The 21032-nt window shown below is 67.4% G+C and carries 21 protein-coding genes; 12 read left to right on the forward strand and 9 right to left on the reverse strand.

The genetic code is table 11. The features are described from left to right. Positions 1 to 53: 53 nt before the first annotated feature. Entirely contained in the window at positions 54 to 923 is an 870-nt protein-coding gene (locus ACIBH2_RS03695) for a patatin-like phospholipase family protein (protein WP_397113067.1), read from the forward strand. Here ACIBH2_RS03695 and ACIBH2_RS03700 read toward each other — a convergent pair. Both ACIBH2_RS03700 and ACIBH2_RS03705 read right to left on the reverse strand, forming a co-directional pair. Further along, positions 920 to 2332, reverse strand: a complete 1413-nt coding sequence (locus ACIBH2_RS03700; protein WP_397113069.1) for an NlpC/P60 family protein — start codon at positions 2330 to 2332, stop codon at positions 920 to 922. The two genes, ACIBH2_RS03695 and ACIBH2_RS03700, sit on opposite strands and share 4 nt — an antisense overlap. Positions 2333 to 2626: 294 nt before the next feature. Beyond that, positions 2627 to 3190 carry a DUF6676 family protein gene (locus ACIBH2_RS03705; RefSeq protein WP_397113071.1) on the reverse strand — a complete coding sequence of 188 codons (564 nt, stop codon included), beginning with the start codon at positions 3188 to 3190 and terminating at the stop codon, positions 2627 to 2629. 213 nt (positions 3191 to 3403) lie between these two features. Between ACIBH2_RS03705 and acnA the strand changes: the two genes are divergently transcribed. Then, positions 3404 to 6202, forward strand: coding sequence for an aconitate hydratase AcnA (acnA, locus tag ACIBH2_RS03710; RefSeq protein WP_397113073.1), 2799 nt, complete (start codon positions 3404 to 3406; stop codon positions 6200 to 6202). A gap of 253 nt (positions 6203 to 6455) precedes the next feature. After that, positions 6456 to 7022 carry a TetR/AcrR family transcriptional regulator gene (locus ACIBH2_RS03715; protein ID WP_397113075.1) on the forward strand — a complete coding sequence of 189 codons (567 nt, stop codon included), beginning with the start codon at positions 6456 to 6458 and terminating at the stop codon, positions 7020 to 7022. Between the two features lie 33 nt (positions 7023 to 7055). Here ACIBH2_RS03715 and ACIBH2_RS03720 read toward each other — a convergent pair whose 3' ends face one another. Together ACIBH2_RS03720 and ACIBH2_RS03725 are read right to left on the reverse strand one after the other, a co-directional pair. Next, positions 7056 to 7382, reverse strand: coding sequence for a type II toxin-antitoxin system PemK/MazF family toxin (locus ACIBH2_RS03720; protein ID WP_397113077.1), 327 nt, complete (start codon positions 7380 to 7382; stop codon positions 7056 to 7058). A 133-nt stretch (positions 7383 to 7515) separates the two neighbouring features. Beyond that, complete coding sequence (locus ACIBH2_RS03725; protein ID WP_397113079.1) at positions 7516 to 8022, reverse strand: MarR family winged helix-turn-helix transcriptional regulator; 507 nt, start codon at positions 8020 to 8022, stop codon at positions 7516 to 7518. Positions 8023 to 8093: 71 nt separating this feature from the next. On the opposite strand from ACIBH2_RS03725, the gene ACIBH2_RS03730 reads away from it, so the two are divergent. The 4 genes from ACIBH2_RS03730 to ACIBH2_RS03745 all read left to right on the forward strand — a co-directional run bounded on the left by ACIBH2_RS03730 (position 8094) and on the right by ACIBH2_RS03745 (position 10773). Next, positions 8094 to 8585, forward strand: a complete 492-nt coding sequence (locus ACIBH2_RS03730) for a cupin domain-containing protein (protein ID WP_397113081.1) — start codon at positions 8094 to 8096, stop codon at positions 8583 to 8585. Between the two features lie 120 nt (positions 8586 to 8705). Beyond that, positions 8706 to 9122 (forward strand): acyl-CoA thioesterase, encoded by a 417-nt coding sequence (locus ACIBH2_RS03735; RefSeq protein ID WP_397113083.1) that lies wholly within the window; start codon positions 8706 to 8708, stop codon positions 9120 to 9122. Between the two features lie 171 nt (positions 9123 to 9293). Next, positions 9294 to 9779 carry a hypothetical protein gene (locus tag ACIBH2_RS03740; RefSeq protein ID WP_397113085.1) on the forward strand — a complete coding sequence of 162 codons (486 nt, stop codon included), beginning with the start codon at positions 9294 to 9296 and terminating at the stop codon, positions 9777 to 9779. Positions 9780 to 9810: 31 nt separating this feature from the next. Further along, entirely contained in the window at positions 9811 to 10773 is a 963-nt protein-coding gene (locus ACIBH2_RS03745) for a hypothetical protein (protein WP_397113087.1), read from the forward strand. A gap of 65 nt (positions 10774 to 10838) precedes the next feature. Here ACIBH2_RS03745 and ACIBH2_RS03750 read toward each other — a convergent pair whose 3' ends face one another. Together ACIBH2_RS03750 and ACIBH2_RS03755 are read right to left on the reverse strand one after the other, a co-directional pair. Continuing rightward, positions 10839 to 11090 carry a helix-turn-helix domain-containing protein gene (locus ACIBH2_RS03750; protein ID WP_397113089.1) on the reverse strand — a complete coding sequence of 84 codons (252 nt, stop codon included), beginning with the start codon at positions 11088 to 11090 and terminating at the stop codon, positions 10839 to 10841. Between the two features lie 82 nt (positions 11091 to 11172). After that, positions 11173 to 12804: an ABC-F family ATP-binding cassette domain-containing protein gene (locus tag ACIBH2_RS03755; RefSeq protein WP_397113091.1), complete on the reverse strand. Its 1632-nt coding sequence runs from the start codon at positions 12802 to 12804 to the stop codon at positions 11173 to 11175. A gap of 419 nt (positions 12805 to 13223) precedes the next feature. Here ACIBH2_RS03755 and ACIBH2_RS03760 point away from each other — a divergent pair, with 419 nt between their 5' ends. From ACIBH2_RS03760 to ACIBH2_RS03770, 3 genes are all read left to right on the forward strand, one after another. Further along, complete coding sequence (locus ACIBH2_RS03760) at positions 13224 to 13520, forward strand: DUF6285 domain-containing protein (protein ID WP_397113093.1); 297 nt, start codon at positions 13224 to 13226, stop codon at positions 13518 to 13520. A 207-nt stretch (positions 13521 to 13727) separates the two neighbouring features. Next, complete coding sequence (locus ACIBH2_RS03765; RefSeq protein ID WP_397113095.1) at positions 13728 to 14747, forward strand: phosphotransferase family protein; 1020 nt, start codon at positions 13728 to 13730, stop codon at positions 14745 to 14747. An 8-nt stretch (positions 14748 to 14755) separates the two neighbouring features. After that, positions 14756 to 16018 carry an acyl-CoA dehydrogenase family protein gene (locus tag ACIBH2_RS03770; RefSeq protein WP_397113097.1) on the forward strand — a complete coding sequence of 421 codons (1263 nt, stop codon included), beginning with the start codon at positions 14756 to 14758 and terminating at the stop codon, positions 16016 to 16018. Here the strand turns inward: ACIBH2_RS03770 and ACIBH2_RS03775 are convergent. Further along, complete coding sequence (locus ACIBH2_RS03775) at positions 15952 to 17229, reverse strand: hypothetical protein (protein ID WP_397113099.1); 1278 nt, start codon at positions 17227 to 17229, stop codon at positions 15952 to 15954. The two genes, ACIBH2_RS03770 and ACIBH2_RS03775, sit on opposite strands and share 67 nt — an antisense overlap. Before the next feature lie 12 nt (positions 17230 to 17241). Further along, the gene (locus tag ACIBH2_RS03780; protein ID WP_397113101.1) at positions 17242 to 17691 is read right to left on the reverse strand and encodes an acyl-CoA thioesterase; all 450 of its coding nucleotides are present in this window, start codon (positions 17689 to 17691) and stop codon (positions 17242 to 17244) included. Between the two features lie 140 nt (positions 17692 to 17831). Here ACIBH2_RS03780 and ACIBH2_RS03785 point away from each other — a divergent pair, with 140 nt between their 5' ends. Next, positions 17832 to 18689 carry a helix-turn-helix transcriptional regulator gene (locus ACIBH2_RS03785; RefSeq protein ID WP_397113103.1) on the forward strand — a complete coding sequence of 286 codons (858 nt, stop codon included), beginning with the start codon at positions 17832 to 17834 and terminating at the stop codon, positions 18687 to 18689. Here the strand turns inward: ACIBH2_RS03785 and ACIBH2_RS03790 are convergent. Beyond that, positions 18677 to 19213, reverse strand: a complete 537-nt coding sequence (locus ACIBH2_RS03790) for a hypothetical protein (RefSeq protein WP_397113105.1) — start codon at positions 19211 to 19213, stop codon at positions 18677 to 18679. The genes ACIBH2_RS03785 and ACIBH2_RS03790 overlap by 13 nt on opposite strands. Positions 19214 to 19504: 291 nt before the next feature. On the opposite strand from ACIBH2_RS03790, the gene ACIBH2_RS03795 reads away from it, so the two are divergent. Then, the gene (locus ACIBH2_RS03795) at positions 19505 to 21028 is read left to right on the forward strand and encodes a flavin-containing monooxygenase (RefSeq protein WP_397113107.1); all 1524 of its coding nucleotides are present in this window, start codon (positions 19505 to 19507) and stop codon (positions 21026 to 21028) included. Positions 21029 to 21032: the final 4 nt, after the last annotated feature.

Raw genomic sequence — 21032 nt, forward strand, 5'->3', positions numbered from 1 at the left:
CGCTAACCCGCGTCGATCTGCGGAGGCCAACGACGGCGGATAGGCTGCCCCGCATGGACAGTGGGCATGATCGGACGTCCGGGGGGACTGTTCGACGATCGGTGGTATTGGGTGGCGGCGGGATTCCCGGAGCCGCGTGGATGACCGGATTGGCTGCCGAATTGCGCCGCCGGGGAATCGATCTGGGGGCAGCCAACTCGGTGGTAGGAACCTCTGCTGGCGCGATGGTGGCCGCGGCGATCGCGACCGGGCGGGATTTGGAGGAGTTCGCAGAGCACCACGGGCATCCAGACGCGGAGTCACGCCCTGCCTTGAAGCCCGAATTGCTGGGGGCGGTTTTCTCCCTACTGTTCGATCCGAGGGTCGATCGGGATGTGGCGCGGCGCAAGATCGGGCAATTGGCGATGGCGGAGGAACCGGCGCAGCCGGGCCATCTCGCACCGATGGAGTGGCTGGTCGGCGGCAAGGAATGGCCGAATCGGTTGCGGGTCATCGTTGTCGAGGCCGAGACCGGCGAACGCCGCGTATGGAGCAGTGACAGCGGAGTGCCGCTGCCGACGGCGGTGTCCGCCAGCCGCGCCTTGCCGGGCGCATTCCCGCCGGTGGTCGTCGACGGCCGCTACTACATCGATGGCGGCGTGTGGTCGGCGACCAATGCGGATGCCGCCGAGGAATCCGACGTCCTCGTGGTCATCGAGCCACTGGCACACCAGGTTCCGCGCGCACTCCTCCAAGCCGAACTCGCCTACACCTCGGCCGACACCGTCGTGCATTTCGCCCCCGACGCAGCCATGATCGACGTTTTCAAGACCTACGCCGCCAACCCTTTGGCGAGTTGGCCGGACGCGTTCCGCCAAGGCGTACGCCAGGCGGACTCGCTGGCAGAGCGATTGGCGAATGTGGCTTGGCCGCAGGCGGATTAGATCAGGCGGACCGCGTAGGGCATGATGCCGTCTTCGCGGACGGGGGAAACGCTTACTACGTCGCCTGATTGGGGGGCTTCTACCATTTTGCCGTTGCCGAGGTAGAGAGCTACGTGTTGGCTGCCGCCGGGGCCCCAGAAGAGCATGTCGCCGCGTTCTCGGGCGGAGACGTCTACTCGGGTGCCCATGTTGTATTGGTAGCCGCTGTAGTGCGGGAGCGAGATTCCTATTCCGGCGAAGGCGTAGATCATCAGGCCGGAGCAGTCGAAGCCTACTTTTTCGTAGTCGCCGTAGCTGTCGGCTACGCCGCCGTCGCGGATGCCGAGGGTGGGGCCGTCTTCGTCGCCGCCGCCCCAGGCGTAATCGACGCCGATCTGGGACATGGCGCGGTCGACGACCGTTTCGATGAGGGTGGCGCGGTCTCCCGTTGGGCGGCTTGGGGATTGGCCGTAGCGGGGCGGGATGGGGGAACCGCCGAGCTGAGTGTGCGGGCGGTGGGTGGCGGCGGCTTCGGCGGCGCGGTCGTTGGCCTCGCGGTTCGCGGCCACGCGGGCGGCGGCCGCCGCGGCGGCGGCACGGGCGGCGGCCTCTTCGGCTTGGCGCTGCTGATCCCAGGCGAGGAAGGCGTCGCGCTGGCTTTGCAGGCCGCCCACCCGAGCACGGGCCTCCTCCAAGCGCTGGTTGGCGCTAACGCGTTGCGCGACAAGGTTGTTGCGCACCGCAGCCTGCTGGTTGAACTCCGCCTGCGCGGCGGCGACGGCGTTCTGGGCCTCGGTCTTCTTCACCTCCGCGTCGGCGGCGGCGGCATCGGCCTGCTGTTGCGCCAGGCGCGCGGCGGAATTCTTGTTCGCCTGATCCACCTGGGCGACCCGCAGCGCCTCGACGACCTGCTTCTGATTCTTCGACGCGATGGTCAGCACCTGCGCCCGCGCCAGCGCCGTCTCCGGATCCGGCGCGGACATGTAGGTGATGAGCGAGGTGGAGGCGGGACGCATGTAGATCTGCGCCACGTACTTGTTGAATTCGCGGTGTGCGGCGTCCACGCGCCCGCCCGCATCGGTGAGCTCTTGCTTGCTGGCGGCGACGGCGGCCGCGGCGGTATCGGCGGCCTCGCGCGCCAACTGCAGATCGACGAGCGCCTTGTTGACGGCCTCGCGGCGCGCGGCCACCGCATTGTCGAGTTGCCGCAATTGCTGTTCGGCCGAGGCGACCTGGTTGATGAGGGCGGAGACCTCGCCGACCCCGGCGTCGACCTGCGCTCCCGCCTCGCCGAGTTCACTGTCGCTGGGATTGGGCGGTGGCGGCGGCACCGCCTGCGCGCTCACCCCCACGAGCAACGCCGTCACCACGACCAGCAACCCCACGGCGACCCGTACCGGGCGTCCCCGCCGCTTCGCCGGTAATCGCATCGCACCTCCCTGGATCCTGTCTGGCCCCGGGGGAATACACGACTACTGCCTCATGAGCCTCATCAGCACCATTCGAAACATGGAACTCCCGAGGCCCGCATGACACTTCTTCCCCAACAATGCCGTTGCGAAACGGTACGACACATGCGGGTGCACATTTGGGAGGCACGCCAGAATGACCCGCGATCAGTTCACTCGTAGCCGTGCGTTAGCCCGCTTCGGCGGCATGCCGCTATACAGGCACACAGCATCGGCGGCCGGAAAAAATCCGGCCGCCAGCAAAGATTCAGAGAACTAGACCGTCTCGTGCTCGCGATCGGGCTCCGGCGCGGACTCGACGGCCTCCCGCCCGGCGCGACGCGACTTCACGACATACAGCCCGGCGATGAGCGCCACCAGACCCGCGGTCAGCACCGCGGCGATGAGCGTCCACGACACCGGATCGTGCGATTCGAGCCGATCCACGAAAGTCCGCGCGGCATCGACGGTGTGATCGGGCCCGCGATACTTCGACTTGTCCTCGGCCCATTCCAGCCGAGCCCGGGTGTAGGAGTCGCTCCAGGTGCCCACCCAGTCGTCGCTGAACACCACCACGGTGCCCTGCTCCTGCTTGCCAACCTCGGTTGCCAGGTCGCGCAACTTCGCCTCGATGCCCGGATTGCCCTGAATCACCACGATATTCAGGTCGATGCCGTGGTCACGGGCGTCGGCGGCGATCTCGGCGAGTCCGTCCTGTTTCTTCCCCTTGGGTGCCGCGACATGATTGTCTGCGAGGTCGAGGAGAATGGCCTTCAGATCGGTATCCGGCGGTAGCTCGGCAAGTGCGGGAGTGAAGGCCTGGGTGTGCGAGACGGTCACGGGTGCAGAGTACGGGACCGGTTGTCACATCACCTCACCGCGGCGCGCCGAATGTCCGCTCCGCACCGGTCGCGAGGCGCAGGGGACCCTCCCCGTGCGTTCACAGGACAAGCGTACTGTTAGGGTTGAATCCGGACGAGGCCTGCGCCTCGACGAGAGCCATCGGCACAGCCCCGCCGGTGGCCCCCATTCACAGACGAGTGGAGCTGAAACGTGACGAGTATCGATACTTTCGGCGCCAAAGGCACTCTCGAGGTCGGAAGCAACTCTTACGAGATCTTCCGCCTCTCGGCCGTGCCCGGCACCGAGAAGCTGCCCTACGCCCTCAAGGTCCTCGCGGAGAACCTGCTCCGTACCGAGGACGGCGCGAACATCACCGCCGACCACATCCGTGCCATCGCGAACTGGGATCCGAATGCCCAGCCCGACACCGAGATCCAGTTCACCCCCGCCCGCGTGATCATGCAGGACTTCACCGGCGTCCCCTGTGTGGTGGACCTGGCGACCATGCGTGAGGCCGTGACCACCCTCGGTGGCGACCCGAACAAGGTCAACCCGCTCTCCCCCGCCGACATGGTCATCGACCACTCGGTCATCCTCGACGTGTTCGGCCGCGCCGACGCCCTCGAGCGCAACGTCGACCTCGAGTACGAGCGCAACTCCGAGCGCTACCAGTTCCTGCGCTGGGGCCAGGGCGCCTTCGACGACTTCCGCGTCGTCCCGCCGGGCATGGGCATCGTGCACCAGGTCAACATCGAATACCTGGCCCCGACCGTCATGGTCCGCAACGGCCAGGCCTACCCCGACACCTGCGTCGGCACCGACTCGCACACCACCATGGTCAACGGCCTGGGCGTGCTGGGCTGGGGCGTCGGCGGCATCGAGGCCGAGGCCGCCATGCTGGGCCAGCCGGTCTCCATGCTGATCCCGCGCGTCGTCGGCTTCAAGCTGACCGGTGAGATCAAGCCGGGCGTCACCGCCACCGACGTGGTGCTCACCGTCACCGACATGCTGCGCAAGCACGGCGTGGTCGGCAAGTTCGTCGAGTTCTACGGCAAGGGCGTCGCCGAGGTGCCCCTGGCCAACCGCGCCACCCTGGGCAACATGAGCCCCGAGTTCGGCTCCACCGCGGCGATCTTCCCGATCGACGAGGAGACCATCAACTACCTGCGCCTCACCGGCCGCAGCGACGAGCAGCTCGCGCTCGTCGAGGCGTACGCCAAGGAGCAGGGCATGTGGCACGACGCCGACCACGAGCCGCAGTACTCGGAGTACCTGGAGCTGGACCTGAGCACCGTGGTGCCGTCCATCGCCGGTCCGAAGCGCCCGCAGGACCGAATCCTGCTGTCGGAGAGCAAGATCGCCTTCCGCAAGGACATCTACAACTACGTGACCGAGGGTGACACCACCCCGCACACGCAGCTGGACGAGGCCGTCGAGGAGTCCTTCCCGGCCAGCGATCCGGCCGTGCTCTCCTTTGCCGAGGACGACGCGGTCATCCCGACCGCCGCCAACGGCTCCGAGGGCCGCCCGACCAAGCCGATCAAGGTCTCCGATCCCGAGCGCGGCGACTTCGTGCTCGACCACGGCGCGGTCGTGGTCGCGGGTATCACCTCCTGCACCAACACCTCGAACCCGTCGGTCATGCTGGGCGCGGCCCTGCTGGCCCGCAACGCGGTCGAGAAGGGCCTGTCCTCCAAGCCGTGGGTGAAGACCAATATGGCCCCGGGCTCGCAGGTCGTCTCCGACTACTACGAGAAGGCCGGTCTCTGGCCGTACCTGGAGAAGCTGGGCTTCTACGTGGGCGGCTACGGCTGCACCACCTGCATCGGCAACACCGGTCCGCTGCCGGAGGAGATCTCCAAGGCGATCAACGACAACGACCTCTCGGTCACCGCGGTGCTCTCGGGCAACCGCAACTTCGAGGGCCGCATCTCCCCCGACGTGAAGATGAACTACCTGGCCTCGCCGCCGCTGGTCATCGCCTACGCGCTCGCGGGCACCATGGACTTCGACTTCGAGCACGACGCGCTGGGCCAGGACAAGGACGGCAACGACGTCTTCCTGCGCGACATCTGGCCGTCCCCGCAGGAGATCGACGACACCATCAAGTCGGCGATCAACCGCGAGATGTTCAGCAAGTCCTACGCCGACGTCTTCAAGGGCGACGAGCGCTGGCAGAACCTGAACACCCCGGAGGGCGACACCTTCGCGTGGGACGAGAACTCGACCTACGTCCGCAAGGCTCCGTACTTCGACGGTATGGAGATGGAACCGGCTCCGGTCGAGGACATCAAGGGCGCTCGCGTGCTGGCGCTGCTGGGCGATTCGGTCACCACCGACCACATCTCCCCGGCCGGTCCGATCAAGCCGGGCACCCCGGCGGCGCAGTACCTCGACGAGCACGGCGTGGCGCGCAAGGACTACAACTCCCTGGGCTCGCGTCGCGGTAACCACGAGGTCATGATCCGCGGCACCTTCGCCAACATCCGGCTGCGCAACCAGCTCCTCGACGACGTCTCGGGTGGTTACACCCGCGACTTCACCCAGGAGGGCGGCCCGCAGGCGTTCATCTACGACGCCTCGCAGAACTACCAGAAGGCCGGTATCCCGCTGGTCGTGCTGGGCGGCAAGGAGTACGGCTCCGGTTCCTCGCGCGACTGGGCGGCCAAGGGCACCCGCCTGCTGGGCGTGAAGGCCGTCATCACCGAGTCGTTCGAGCGCATCCACCGCTCCAACCTCATCGGTATGGGCGTCGTTCCGCTGCAGTTCCCGGCCGGTGAGAGCGCCAAGTCGCTCGGCCTGGACGGCACGGAGACCTTCGATATCGAGGGCATCACCAAGCTGAACGAGGGTGTGACTCCGAAGACCATGAAGGTGACCGCCACCAAGGAGAACGGCGAGAAGGTCGTCTTCGACGCGGTCGTCCGCATCGACACCCCCGGTGAGGCGGACTACTACCGCAACGGCGGCATCCTGCAGTACGTGCTGCGCAACATGATCCGCGGCTGATTCGCCGCCGCCCCGCGCCAGCGGGGATGATCGTCATGAGGCGCGGTTGAAAACCGTTGTCAGAGAATCGAACAGCGCTCCCCGCCCGGTCGGCGACGGCCGGGTCGGGGGAACCGCACTCGATTCCGGTGGTGGACGGCTTCGTCACCGTCACACCGCGCGACCCGTCCGGGTCGCTTCGCTCGTCGCTCGTGCGGGGTGCGTACGCCACATCCGGCGCACGCACCCCGCACAGATGGTTTCGGAGGAGTCCATGCCCAAGGTCAGTGACGACCACCTCGCCGCCCGCCGCGGCCAGATTCTCGACGGAGCGCGCAGCTGCTTCGCCGAATTCGGTTACGAGGGCGCGACGGTGCGCCGACTCGAAGAGGCGACCGGTCTGTCTCGGGGCGCGATCTTCCACCACTTCCGCGACAAGGACGCCCTCTTCCTGGCCCTCGCCCAGGAGGACACCGTCCGCATGGCCGAGGTCGCCGCGAATCAGGGCCTCGTCCAGGTGATGCGCGATATGCTCGCCCATCCGGAGGACTTCGACTGGCTCGGAACGCGTTTGGAGATCGCGCGTCGCCTCCGCAACGACCCCGAATTCCGCGCGAACTGGGAACAGCGCTCCGAGGAGCTCACCGCCGCCACCGTGGCCCGCCTGGAGCGCCGCAAATCCGAGGGCGCGCTGCGCGACGACGTACCCACCGAGGTGCTGCTCGGCTACCTCGATCTGGTCCTCGACGGCCTCATCGCCCGGATCGCCTCCGGCCACGCGGGCGACAATCTCTCGGCCGTCCTCGACCTCGTGGAAGCCTCGGTCCGCCGCAAGAACTGAGTATTCACCGCCCGATAGCGCTGAGTCACTCCGTCATTCGAGGCCTTGCGCCACTGTGAGCCGCTGGTCGAACACCGTCATGGTGTCGGCTGTGAGTCGACCTACCGGACCCGACAACCATGGTCGATAGACGGTCGTGACCCGATCGGGACGGATCCAACCCTGGACAGGGTCGTCATCGGCGAGTGGAACCGCGACGAGACGATCGGGGTCGAGGCCTTCTATGGGCGCGACCACAACCCAGTTCTCGCCTGGAGCGAGCAGGTAGCCAGCGGTGACGATGGCCCGATACGGAGTGCGCTCGTCATTCTCGCGGCTGGGGCGGTCTCGGTCGAGGGTGTAGATATCGCCTCGGTTCACGCGACGTGCCCGTGCCCGCGCCCTTCCGCGTCGGCGGTGGCCTGTAGGGCGGCCAACTCCTCGGCCCGGGCCAGGTCAGCGGCTTCATTGCGCACGCGAGGCCGATTTGCGTCCTCCCAGAGGGCAATCAGCGTCAGAGCCGTGATTCCCAGCTGCCCAACAGGATTCGCCCGATCCGGTCCAGATCGCGTCGGTCAGCGGGAGACAACACCGACAGCATGGCGGTTTCGTTCTCGGTGTGGGCGGTGACGACCTTGTCGACCAGGTCGCGGCCCGGCTCGGTGAGGGCCACGCGGATGGCGCGCCGATCACCGGCGTCCGCAACCCGGCGGACCAGTCCGGCCGATTCCAGGCGGTCCAGGCGGCCGGTCATTCCGGCGCGCGACAGCATCAGGGTGTCCGCCAGGACCGAGGGGTTGAGTTCGTAGGGGTCGCCCGAACGGCGCAGGGCGGCAAGCACATCGAACTCGCCGCGCTGCAGGCCGTGTTCGGCGAAGACCGCGTTGATCAGCTGTTCGCCGCGCACCATGAGCCGTCCGAGGCGGCCGAGTATGCCCATGGCCTCGAGGTCGAGGTCGGGGCGTTCGCGCCGCCACTGGTTCGCGATCGCGTCGATCGGATCGGAGTTCGGTTCACCCATGGACGAGATTCTATTCGCTGGGATATAGTTCGGTAGCGAATTATCAATGACCGAATCACATGGAGCTGGATATGAACACCACACAGGCCGCCATCCGCTACCCCGCCGACGCCGAAACCCTCACCACCGACTCTGTCACGGTGCGACTGCTCATCGACTCGAACGAGGCGGGCGGGGCGGCCAGCACCCTGGAGGTCACCATGGCCCAGGGCGCGGACGGCGCGGCACCGCACTACCACACGCGCTCCGCCGAACTGTTCTATGTGGCCGAGGGTGAATTGCAGGTGCTGGCGGGCGATCGCATCACGACGGTCGGGGCGGGCGGCTCGCTCATCGTGCCCAAGCTCATGCCGCACGCCTTCGGCGCGAGCCCGGACAGCGGAGCCAAGATCATGATCGCGCTCATGCCGGGCGTGGAGCGGTTCGAGTACTTCCGGCTGCTGGACCGGATTGCCAAGGGTGAGTCCACGTTCGCTGATCTCGCGGCCGCGCAAGAGGAATTCGACAACCACTTCGTCGACGCTCCCGCATGGTGGGCCGAGCGCACCGCCAACCGCCGCTGAACAACCGGGCGAGTGGCAGCGACCACAGAGCGACCCGTAATTGCGGAGCGGTCGCCGAATGTGGCTCAGACCACCGGAAATCCAGGAATACCAACGGGTCGGGCCCCAGTTTCCGCAGTTATGGCTTTCACTGTGCCCATCACCGTCCGAGGCTACGAACTCGATATCAACGGCCACGTCAACCAGGCCGTGTACCTGCAGTACGCCGAGCACGCCCGATGGGAGCTCATGAAGGCGGCCGGAATTCCCGGCGAGAAGATGATCGGCTCCGGTATCGGCCCGGTGGTCCTGGAACAGACGCTGAAGTACCAGCGCGAACTGCACCTCGGCGACGAAGTCACCGTGAGCTGCGAATTCGTCTGGGGCGAAGGCAAGGCCTTCCGCATGCACCAGGAGATTCGCAAACTCGACGGCACCGTCTCGGCCACCGTCGACGTGGTCGCGGGCATCATGGATCTCGCCGCCCGCAAGCTGATAGCGGATCCCGCAGCCGCACTGCGGGACGTCGCGGAATTCCCGGAGGCGCTCGCCCTCTGAACTCCCTGCGGGGCACCGAAAATCTTTCGGCCATAGCGGTTTCCGAACGGTCGACAAGGGTTTGCCGGTAGGCCTGAAATCTTTCGTTGCGAACCGAACAAGCCGCGTCGCGGGATATGATCCAGATCACGCTCGGCTCTACAGCAAATCCCGAGCAGATCGGAGTTCAGCATGACCGGCGCTCTTCGTCCCAGTATTTCAGCGCCCCCGGGCACCGCGGCACCGCCCGCCGCTATCACCGCGCCACCGCTACCCGGCTATTTGGTCGACGCCACCGAAAGGCATGTCGTGGTGCGCGTCACCGACGGCACCTGGACCTTCCGGTGGGCCGATGTCGTGGCGCTGACCGATTGCGATCTCGAAGCGCGCGATCCGCGCCTCGGTGACGACCGGCCAGTGCTGGTGCAGGTGCGGGAGGGCACGACCGCCGACTTCACCCAGCGGCGGCGCATCACCCTCACCGACCGGCCCATGACACTGCCGCAGGACCACACCCCCACCCGCGGCGACGACCAACTGGCGCGGCTCACCGAAACCTGGGCCCGCCGAATGGATCTCACCACTCGCCCCGGCGTCGGCGGCGCGACCATGACCTGTTGCCAGACCCGTTCGCACTCCGGCAGCGACGACGGCACCGCCTGCGACAGCCTCGACTGACGAGCGCCCGCGCTCCGACGTCGCCAACGATATGACCACCCGCGCAACGGGTTCGGTGCTCATGGTTACCGAAGCCGACGACCTCCACGGCGACGCCCTCGCCGCGACACTGCGAAACCACCACGGGCTCACCCCGATTCGGCTGGATATGCGCGACTTCCCGCGCGAGAACGGGACTTTCCGCCTCGCCAGCGACGGAACCGGCCGCAGTCTGTCCCATGTGCTCGGACTCGACGACGTGGCCTCGGTGTGGTGGCGTCGCCCGCAGCCATGTCTGGTGCCCGGCGGCGCCGATCGCGCCGACGACGATTTCCGGCAAGCCGAATGCGACGGCTTCCTCCAGGGCATGCTGTGGTCGATTCCCGCCCTGTGGGTGAACGATCCGGGCGCCGACCGCACCGCGACCCGCAAGATCGTGCAATTGGAGACCGCGTATCGCGCGGGCTTCGCGATTCCGGAAACCCTCATCACCAACGATGTCGACGAGGCGCGCGACTTCCTGGCCTCGCGGCACGGTCCGGTCATCTACAAGCGCACCGGCACCGGACGCGGCCCGTTCACCGAGACCCGCATCGCCTCCGCCGCCGATCTGGATCGGCTGCCCACGATTCGCCACTCCCCCACCACATTTCAGGATTTCATTCCGGCCGAGTACGACCTGCGCGTGGTGTGGGTGGACGGCATCGAGTGGGCGGTGCGCATCGATTCGCAATCCGGTGTGGGCTGGGTGGATTCGCGCCTGGACACCGCGGTCGCCTTCACCCCGGACCGACTGCCCGCCTCGGTGAGTAAATCCCTCACCACGCTCATGGGCGCGCTGGGACTCACTTTCGGCGTGCTGGATCTGCGGGTGGGCCTCGACGGCGAGTTCTACTTCCTCGAGGTCAACCCGCAGGGGCAGTTCGCGTACCTGGAGATCAAGACCGGTCTCCCGCTTTTCGAGAGCCTGGCCAATCTCCTTGTCCTGGGCGATGGTTCGGTGGCCGACCGCTGAAACCTGGTCGGCCCGCACGAATCCCACTCACGACACCGAGGGTGTCGCGATTCGCCCGAAATCGCCTATTTGCCCGACGATTTCGCGCTGGACTTGCGCCGGTTCGCGCCACCCCGACTGCGGAGTTGCACATGCGACTCCACCAGCACGTTGTGAATGAAACCGTACGAGCGCCCCGTCTCGCGGGCTAGGGACCGAATGCTCGCCCCCGCCTCGTACTGCTTCTTGAGCTGGGTTTGCAGGCGGTCTCGCGACTTTCCGGTGACGCGTGTGCCTTTACCCAATGCGGCTTTACCCTGTGCGGGCCTGTCACTCATGGCCATCCTCCGAGTCGCCCTGCAGCCTCTTTCCAGGCTAGACACTCAGAGTGCCGTGATCAACGGATTCTTGTGACGAGAATCACGCCAGCTGAATGAGTTCCAGATAATCCTGTGACCAATGGTCCTCGGTGCCGTCCGGCAGCATGATCACGCGCTCGGGGTTCAGGGCCTCCGCCGCGCCCGGATCGTGGGTCACCAGGACCACCGCACCGGCATAGCTGCGCAGCGCGTCGAGGACCTGTTCGCGCGAGACCGGATCGAGGTTGTTGGTCGGCTCGTCGAGCAGCAGCACATTCGCCGCCGAGGAGACCAGACCGGCCAGGGCCAGACGGGTCTTCTCACCGCCGGAGAGCGTGCCCGCGGGCTGTTCCAGCTGCGGGCCGGAGAACATGAACGCGCCCAGCAGGCCGCGCAGGTCCTGTTCCCCCGCGTCGGGGGCGGCGTGGCGGATGTTCTCCCACACCGAGGCACGGTCGTCGAGGGTGTCGTGCTCCTGGGCGAAGTACCCGATCTTCAAACCGTGGCCGGGCTCGATCTCGCCCGCGGTGAGCGTCTCCACGCCCGCGAGCAGGCGCAACAGGGTGGTCTTGCCCGCACCGTTGAGGCCCAGGATGACCACCCGGCTGCCGCGGTCGATGGCGAGGTCGACGCCGGTGAAGATCTCCAGCGAGCCGTAGAGCTTGGTGAGGTTCTTCGCCATGAGCGGGGTCTTGCCGCAGGGCGCGGGTTCGGGGAACTTGATGCGCGCCACCTTGTCGGCCACGCGGATCTCGTCCACCTCGTTGAGCATGCGCTCGGCGCGCTTGAGCATGTTCTGTGCCGCAACGGCTTTCGTGGCCTTGGCGCCCATCTTGGCGGCCTGCTGCTTGAGGGCCGACGCCTTCTTCTCGGCATTGGCGCGCTCGCGGCGGCGACGCTGTTCGTCGGTGGCGCGGGCGTCGAGGTACTTCTTCCAGGTCATGTTGTAGATATCGGCCTCAGCGCGCACGGCGTCGAGGAACCAGACCTTGTTCACCACGTCGGCGAGCAGTTCGACATCGTGGGAGATGACGATGAGGCCGCCGTCGTGGTTCTGCAGGAAGCCGCGCAACCAGGTGATGGAGTCGGCGTCGAGGTGGTTGGTGGGCTCGTCGAGCAGCAGGACGGTATCGGATTTGCCGCCGGAGCCGTCGGAGGCGGCGAAGAGGATGCGCGCCAATTCGATTCGGCGACGCTGACCGCCGGAGAGGGTGCGCAGCGCTTGGCCGAGCACGCGATCGGGCAGGCCCAGGCTGTTGCAGATGCGGGCGGCCTCGCTCTCGGCGACATAGCCGCCCAGCGCCGAGAACCGCTCCTCCAGACGGCCGTACTTGCGCACAGCCTTGTCGCGCTCGTTCTCGTCGACCACCTCGGCCATGAGGGCCTGCTGCTTCTCCATATCGCGGATCAGCTTGTCCAGGCCGCGCGCCGAGAGCACCCGGTCGCGGGCGAGCACATCGAGGTCGCCTTCCTTGGGATCCTGGGGCAAATAGCCGATATCGCCCGAACGAATCACCTTGCCCGCGTAAGGTTCACCCTCACCGGCGAGAATGCGCAGCGTCGTGGTCTTGCCAGCGCCATTGCGACCCACGAGGCCGATCCGATCACCGGCCTGCACCCGCAGCGCCGAACCGGGCGCGGTGAGCAGTGTGCGGACTCCGGCCCGGACCTCCAGGTCGGTCGCGGTGATCACAAAGGTCTCCTCAGAACGTGGGGCGGTGGCAAACGCTTCGATTGTGCGTCCACTCGACACACACGAACCACCGATTTTACGTGCTGCCCCGCAGACACCAAGGTCAGGGGCGTCACATCACACCGCCACCTGCGCGGACGCCGTCTTTGCCGCATGTTCTGATGTTTTCGACCGCCCAGTCCGTGCGGTGCGGTTCGTCTTTGCGCAGACCCTCGGGAAGAACCGCCACGCGCGGTGTCGGCGTCGTCCACGCTCCCTCGCCGACCACGCGCCCCCGACTCGAGGTGCGCCCGTCGCCCCCGCCCTCCGAGCGACATGCGGTTAGCGAAACCCCTTGCGCGAGCGCCTGACCCAAGCGGCTGCGCCGAGCAGGAGCCTCGTGTCATGCTGGGCGCGGTTATCCGATGAGGGAGTCGCCCGTGCAGAATCGACCGTCGGCAGCCGACCTGCTGGAGTCCCTGGCCGAACTGCTGGAGGACACCTTGCTGCCCGCGCTGCCGCCCGAATTGCAACATCGGGCGCGCGTCGGCGCGAATCTGGCCCGAATCCTGGGACGTGAGTGGACGTTGGGGCCAGCCGCAGCCCAGCGCGAGTCCGAACTCCTGGCGGCGGTGCGCGACGGCGACGAGCGGGCCCTCTGGGAGGCGCTGACCGAGGTGGTGCGCGCCGACCTGGCCATCGCGAAACCGGGCTACGACAGCTGGGAGGGCGAGTGAGCGCCGACCCAACCCTCGTCGAGCCGGACACCGCCGACCCAGTCATCACCGCGCCGGGCACCGCCATGCCGGGCACGGCCACGCCGGGTTGCGACAGCTGGGAGGGCGAATGAGCGCCGACCCAATCCTCGCCGAGCCAGGCGTCGCCACGCTGCACGTCGCCCAACCGGGCACCGCCACGCCGGGTTGCGACAGCTGGGAGGGCGAGTGAGCGCGGATCCAGCCGCCGGGCTGGCGGAGTTCCTCACGGAGACGTTCGGGCGGCCGGTTCGGGTGCGGGAGGTGGTGCCGCTCTCGGCTGGGGCGCGCAGGCGCAATATCGCCTTCACCGCGGAAGTCGACGGCGGGACGGCGCGGAGGTTGGTCGCCACCCTCGTGCCGCCCGCGGTGGAGCTGATGTCGGTCGAAGCGGAGGCGGCGGTGCGCGAACTGGCTCGCGCGCACGATGTTCCGGTGCCCGAGGTGGTGGCGGTGTGCGGCGATCCGACCCGTGTCGGCGAACCGTTCCTGATCTCCGCGCATGTCGCGGGAGAGACCGTGCCGCGCAAGGTGTTACGGCTCCTCGCCGCCGTGGGCAATGCCGAGACGGTGGCCCACCAGTGGGGTGCGGCCATGGGCCGCTTGCACGCCATCGACCCGACGTCGGCACCGGAAGCGGTACCCGCCGCAGGGCCCGACCCGGCCGCCGACGCGCTGGCCGATGCCGAGAAGGGCGTGCGGGCGCTGCTGGCCGACCGACCGGTCTTCGCGATGGCGCTGCGCTGGCTCGAACATCGACAACCCGGACCGCCGCCACGTACCGCCCTGCTGCACACCGATCTGCGCAACGGGAACCTCGTGGTCGACGCGGACGGACTACAGGCCGTCCTGGACTGGGAGGGCGCGCAGCGCGGCGGTGACCCGATGCGCGATCTGGCCTGGCCCGCGCTGCGCATGTGGCGCTTCCGCGAGGACGCCCAGGAATTCGGCGGGTTCGCCGATCGCGCGAGCTTCGTGCGCGGCTACGAGTCGGCGGGCGGCGTCTTCGACCTCGACCGGTTCCGCTGGTGGAAGGTCATGGGCACGCTGGCGTGGGGTGTCGGTTTGGCGTCGCAGGCGGCCGCGCACGTGGACGGCACCGTCCGCGACATCGTCATGGCGGCCAGCGGTCGCCGGGTGTCGGAGATCGAGTGGGATCTGCTCATGCTGATCCGCCCCGAGACGACAAGCCCCGAGACGACAAGCTAGGAGAACGCGTGGATTTCGACCTACCCGAGGAGCTGACCGCGTATCTGGCGGAACTCGACGCCTTCATCGAGGCCGAGATCATCCCCCTCGAACAGCGCGGCGACAACGCACGATTCTTCGATCACCGCCGCGAGGACGCCCGCACCGACTGGGAGCGCGGCGGCCTGCCCAGCGCGGAATGGGAAGCGCTGCTTGCCGAATCGCGTCGCCTCGCCGACGCGGCGGGGCACTACCGCTACGCCTTCCCCAAGGAGTTCGGCGGGCGTGACGGCACCAACCTCGGCATGGCCGTCATCCGCGAGCGCCTCGCCAAGCGTGGGCTGGGCCTGCACTGCGACCTGCAGAACGAACACGCCATCGTCGCCAACAACGTGGGCCTGCTGCTCATGCTCGAATACGGCTCCGAGGAGCAGCGCGCGGCCTGGGTGGACGGATTGGCCGACGGGACCAAGTTCTTCGCCTTCGGCATCACCGAGCCCGAGCACGGCTCCGATGCCACCCATATGGAGACCACCGCCGTCCGCGACGGCGACGACTGGATCATCAACGGGGCCAAAACCTGGAACACCGGCGTCCACATCGCCGAGGCCGACCTCATCTTCGCCCGCACCTCCGGCGCGGCCGGTGACGGGCGCGGCATCACCGCGTTCCTGGTGCCCACCGACGCCCCCGGCTTCCGCGTCGAGGAGTATCTGTGGACGTTCAACATGCCCACCGACCACGCCCGCATCTCGCTGACCGATGTGCGCGTACCGAATTCGGCGATCTTCGGTCAGGAGGGTCGCGGGCTCGGCGTGGTGCAGCATTTCTTCAACGAGAACCGGATTCGCCAAGCCGCCTCCAGTCTCGGTGCGGCGCAATACTGCATCGACCAAGCCGTCGCGTACGCCAAGGAGCGCAAGCCTTTCGGCACACCCCTCGCGGCCAACCAGGCCATCCAGTTCCCGCTGGTGGAGCTGCACACCCAGTGCGAGATGCTGCGTGCCCTCATTCACAAGACCGCCTGGTCGATGGATACCTACGGCACTTTCGCGGTCTCCGAACAGGTTTCGATGTGCAACTACTGGGCCAATCGCCTGTGCTGTGAGGCCGCCGACCGTGCCATGCAGGTCCACGGCGGCCTCGGCTACTCCCGGCACAAACCCTTCGAGCACATCTACCGCCACCACCGCCGCTACCGCATCACCGAGGGCGCGGAGGAGATTCAGATGCGCCGCGTCGCCGGATACCTGTTCGGGTTCATGGACCGCGCCGCCGTCAAGGGCGTGTGAGCCCGCAGATTACCGAGGAGGTGCTCGCGCAGCTCCGTGATCCGCGCGGGCCGGTAGAAGCGGTCGGAGTAGGCCAGCTCGACAGTGAGTCGGCCGTGGAACGTGTAGGCGAAGTACCCGGCCATGGTGACCGGGTCGGAGGTGGCGAAGCCGCGAAAGTCGATGATCTCCACGCCGACCGGTTGGTCGAGAGCGGGGACCACGCCCCAGTTGGTGAGAAAGCTGCCGACGGAGTCACGGGTGTGGCCGGTGCTGGCGTGCGCGGACGCGGCGAGCATGACCGCCACGGCGGAACCGTTCTCGATACCGGTGCTGATCTGATCTTTGACGTCCTTGGCCAGCACATCGAGGTCGGAGTCGGGTGCGCAGGCAGTGCGGGTGGGTGCGAAGCCCAAACCGTTGGTGACATCGGCCGGGTGCGCCGGAGGCTGTAGGTGCGGGCGCATATCGACCAGGTGGTACAGGATCATGGGCAGTTCGGTCGCACTGCCCGGCGCATCCGGGATCATCGCCCGTTCGGCGCGGATTATCGCAGCGCTCAGCAGGGCATGCAGCGTCGTCCCCGACTCCCTGGCGTAGCGCAGCAGGTCTGCGGTCTGCTCGGCGGACAGCATGATGCGCTCGGCGACCGAGGGCTTGAAATGCGTGCCCGTGCCGATGTCCGAAGAGGGAATGCTGCGCAGCGGCAGCCCCGGGTCCGCGTGGGTGAGCCGCGGCAGCGCCAATCCGCGCTCGGCGTACAGGTTTTCGAGGCTGCCCGGAAATACCGGGTTCAGATCGGGCAGTGCGGATGCCGCACTCAGCGCCGCGGCTATGCGCCAGAAGTCCTGGAGCAGAGCGAAACCCATGGTGGCGTCATTGATGGCGTGGCTCACCCGGAGCGCGACGGCGGTCACTCCCCCATCGCGGACGATCTCGAGCTTGGCCAGGATACGTTCGGGGTCCAGAGGTGTCGTCGCGTTCGCGAGCCAATCGGCGATCGCGCGGTCGACGATCTCCACAGCGGCGCTGGAATCCTCGCGGATGCGCACATAGCACGCGCCGTCGGCGAGTTCGAGAGTGCCACCGAGCATCGGATACTTCCGGCAGAGCAGCTCGAATGCCCGCCGCAGCAGCGCCGTATCCACCTCGCCGACGCAGATGGCCGCGTAGCAGACGGTGAGTTTTCGCGGCACGAAGCCGTGATCGATCGTTCCCAATCGCTGTCTCATCGCAGCCTCCGTTCAGGCCAGACCGAGGAGTTCGGGCTTGCTGGCACGCTCGCGCAGGCGCTGCGCCGGATCGCTGACCATGCGCCGGGTGCGCAGGCCCAAAAGCCCACTGACGCTGCTCACTTCGGCCACCAGCGTGCCGTCCGGCTTGCGCAGCACGTGTTCGACGCGATGGGTCTTGCCCGGACCCCACACGAAGGCGCACGACACATCCACCTCGTCGTCGCCGCGCAGTTCGGCGTGGTGGCGCAGGGTGGTCTCGAGGTTGACGGGACCCAGGCCGTCGGCGAGCAAGCGGTCGGGCGACAGTCCGGCCGCCTGACCGCAGGCGAAGCGGGAGTGTTCGGCGTATTGCAGGTAGACGGTGCTGGCCACATGGTGGTTGGTGTCCAGCTCGTAGCTGCGGACGGCGAAGCGAATGGTGAACGGCGTCAAGGCGGTTCGCTCGGTGACGGGGTGCATGCGGATATCTCCTCGTAGCGGTTGATCGACGACTTCCGGATCACCACTGTGCGGAGGGCGTGCGCCGGGTACCAAGAGACTCTCGACACTGGTACCGGCAGCACCTGGCACCAGGACCCGACTTTGTCGATCATGGGAGCGTGACCGCCACCCTCTCCGCCCGCCGCACCGAGCTCGCGTCCTTCCTGCGCAGCCGCAGGGACCGCATCACGCCCGGTGACGTGGGTATGCCGCCGGGGCTGCGGCGGCGCACCCCGGGATTGCGGCGCGAGGAGGTCGCGCAGCTGTCCGGGGTGAGCGTGACCTGGTACACGTGGCTGGAGCAGGGACGGCCCATCAATGTGAGCGCGCAGATTCTCGACGCCATCGCCCGGACGCTGCGACTCGACGCCGCCGAGCGCGAGCACCTCTACCACTTGGCGGAGGTACCGCTGATCCCCGCGGCCGCCACCGCCGTCGACATCACACCCGCCGTGCAGGAGATTCTCGACAGCATGGCCGGGCTGCCCGCGGCCGCGCTCAACAGCCGCTGGGATCTGCTCGGCTGGAACACCGCCTGCGCCGCGCTCTGGCCCGGTCTCACCGGACCCGACAGCAGCCGAAACGTGTTGTGGGAGATGTTCGCCACCCCCGCGTGCTGCCGCTGCTTCGTCAACCGCGACACCGGCCTGCCGCCCATGGTGGCGTCGTTCCGGGCGGCCTTCGGCCAGCACCTCGACGACCCGGCGTGGATCCGCCTGATCGGCGAACTCTCCTCGGCCAGCCCCGAATTCGCGCGCATGTGGGCCGCCCACGACGTGGCCCCGCCGCCCAGCCAGACCATGACCTACCGCCATGCCGCGATCGGCGAACTCTCCTTCGCTCTCACCCGACTCGACCTCGCCGCCGTACCCGAGACCTTCCTGACCGTATGGACCCCGGCCGACGACGAGAGCCGCCAGCGCATGCGATGGCTACTGGCCCACCCCGACGCGGCGGCGGTCGATCACTCGCACTGATCCGGACGGTCCGCGGCGGGAAGCGGAATCGGGCTCGGCTCGAACACCGTCACCAACACCACCACGTCGCCGTACGGGGCCACCCCGTGCATCAGTCGATGCGCCAACCGCGCGAGCGGCATGCGCCACCGGTACTTCGCCGCCAGCTCCGACTGCACGTACGGCAGCAGCGTGCCCGCCGTGACCAGCTGCGCCCGACCCTGCCGCTGATGCGATCCGAGCACCGGGTTCCCGCGCCAGTCACCGGGCTGAACGAGCACCCGCCCATCCGCCGCCAACTGCGCCGCCTCGGCCGAATACGTCGACACCCGATACGCGATCTGGGTCGGTCCGACCGGAACCACCAGCCGCGGAACGGTCTTCACCTGTCGAGGCCCGATGACACGACTCACCAGCACGGCCTGCGCATCCCGCCACATATCCGCCGCGTCGAACTCCGACCGACCGGCCCGAACCCCCACGCGAGGGTCGGGCTTGGCGGTCTGTAGTCGCGCGGCCGGAACGTCGATCAACGTATCCGACATCGCCTTTCATCCTTCCGCCGAGCACATTCGTGAACGCGCACCGAAATCTCATGGCACCCATGAATTTCGCGCACACATGTCTGAGGCCGTACCCCCGTATCGGCGGACCAACCACGATTGCCCTCAGATGAGGCGGTCACCGCACCGAACGCTCTTGATCACTGTCCCAGACACACATACCCTGGTGGTACCCACCGGCGAGTGGGGATTCCTCACTCGAAAGGCCTTGGGATCGTGGGCACTGCGGCGAACGGTAAAAGACCGGCGGACATTGCTGGGGCGGATGTCGAGGTGGCTGTGATCGGTGCGGGGCCCGGGGGCATCGCCGCCGGGGTCAAGTTGACGAAGGCCGGGGTGGCCGATTTCGTGATCCTCGAACGGGCCGACGAGGTCGGGGGCAGTTGGCACGAGAATCATTACCCGGGGCTCGAAGTCGATATTCCGTCGATCGCGTATCAGTACTCGTTCGCCCGTAATTCGCGGTGGAGCCGGTTGTTCGCGCCGGGCGCGGAGGTGAAGCGGTATCACATCGAGGTGGCTCGGCGGTTCGGGCTGTATCCGCATATCCGGTTCAACACCACCGTGGTCAGCGAGGAGTGGGACGAGGCGAACCATCGCTGGAACCTGCACCTCGCGGGCGGTGGCGTGCTGACCGCGCGGTTCGTCGTCAGTGCGGTGGGTGCCTTCATCAGTCCGCGACAGGATCCCGGAATACCGGGGTTGGCGGAGTATCGGGGCAAGATCCAACGGCCCTCGGAGTGGGATGACGATTACGACCTGACCGGTAAGCGGGTCGGGATCATCGGCACCGGAGCCAGTTCGGTACAGATCACGCCGTCCATCGCCGCACGGGTGGACAGTCTGTCGGTGTTCCAGCGCACGCCCGTGTGGTGTATTCCCAAGCCCAATCCCAAGATTCCCGACGCGGTCCAGGCGCTGTTGCGGACACCCGGATTGCAGGCGGCCGTGCACGGTGCGGTGCTCGTGGCCGTCGACGGGGTGCTGCGGACGCTGTCGAACGCGCCGCTGGGCCTGGTGCGGCCGACCATGCGCACCCTCGACGCCGCCGCCATTCTCGGTTACCGGGGACTGCTGCGCCTGATGGTCGAGGACCCCGAAACCCGGGCCGCGCTCACCCCGAACTACGGCCCGATCGCCAAGCGCCCCACCGCGAATACCGGCTATCTGCTCAGTTTCAACCGCGACAATGTCGAACTCGTCACCAGCCCCATCGAATGCTTCACCGCACAGGGCATCCGCACCGCCGACGGTCGAGAACGCGTCTTCGACATGATCGTCCTCGCGACCGGCTATCACGTGTTCTCCGATCCGGAGACCTATACGCCGGGCATGGTGGTCGGCCGCGACGGACTCGATCTGGGCAAGTACTTCGCCGAACACGGCCTGCAGATGTACGAGAGCGTCGCACTGCCGAGCCTGCCCAATCGCTGGACTCTCGTCGGCCCCTATTCGTGGTCGGGCAGCGGCTGGCACGCCTTCGTGGAGATGACCGCCGACCATGCCGTGCGCGCCATCGGTGAAGCCCGCAGGCGCGGTGCGACTTTCGTGGCCGTACGCCAGGACGCACACGATGCCTTCCACCGCAGGATCTACGAGCACGGCGCGGCCATCCGCTGGTACCTGGCCGAACTCAACGCGCATGTGCCGACCTACTACCGCAATTCGCAGGGCGACAGCACCTACATCCGGCCCACCGGATTCTTTCAGGCGCGACGTGGCCATCGCCGATTCCCGTTCTCCGACTACGAGTTCGCGGGCCCGCCGCTGATCTCCGCCGCTCGACAAGGAAGTTGAGTCT

Origin of the sequence: Nocardia sp. NPDC050406 (genome assembly GCF_044459025.1) — a bacterium.
In the GTDB taxonomy this organism is placed as follows: Bacteria; Actinomycetota; Actinomycetes; order Mycobacteriales; family Mycobacteriaceae; genus Nocardia.

Coding starts and splice junctions, on each gene's coding strand:
- ACIBH2_RS03700 (WP_397113069.1), bottom strand. CDS start 2,332: ATGCGATTACCGGCGAAGCGGCGGGGACGCCCGGTACGGGTCGCCGTG.
- ACIBH2_RS03735 (WP_397113083.1), top strand. CDS start 8,706: ATGGCTTTCACTGTGCCCATCACCGTCCGAGGCTACGAACTCGATATC.
- ACIBH2_RS03740 (WP_397113085.1), top strand. CDS start 9,294: ATGACCGGCGCTCTTCGTCCCAGTATTTCAGCGCCCCCGGGCACCGCG.
- ACIBH2_RS03715 (WP_397113075.1), top strand. CDS start 6,456: ATGCCCAAGGTCAGTGACGACCACCTCGCCGCCCGCCGCGGCCAGATT.
- ACIBH2_RS03745 (WP_397113087.1), top strand. CDS start 9,811: ATGACCACCCGCGCAACGGGTTCGGTGCTCATGGTTACCGAAGCCGAC.
- ACIBH2_RS03695 (WP_397113067.1), top strand. CDS start 54: ATGGACAGTGGGCATGATCGGACGTCCGGGGGGACTGTTCGACGATCG.
- ACIBH2_RS03750 (WP_397113089.1), bottom strand. CDS start 11,090: ATGAGTGACAGGCCCGCACAGGGTAAAGCCGCATTGGGTAAAGGCACA.
- ACIBH2_RS03790 (WP_397113105.1), bottom strand. CDS start 19,213: ATGTCGGATACGTTGATCGACGTTCCGGCCGCGCGACTACAGACCGCC.
- ACIBH2_RS03725 (WP_397113079.1), bottom strand. CDS start 8,022: ATGGGTGAACCGAACTCCGATCCGATCGACGCGATCGCGAACCAGTGG.
- ACIBH2_RS03780 (WP_397113101.1), bottom strand. CDS start 17,691: ATGCACCCCGTCACCGAGCGAACCGCCTTGACGCCGTTCACCATTCGC.
- ACIBH2_RS03730 (WP_397113081.1), top strand. CDS start 8,094: ATGAACACCACACAGGCCGCCATCCGCTACCCCGCCGACGCCGAAACC.
- ACIBH2_RS03775 (WP_397113099.1), bottom strand. CDS start 17,229: ATGAGACAGCGATTGGGAACGATCGATCACGGCTTCGTGCCGCGAAAA.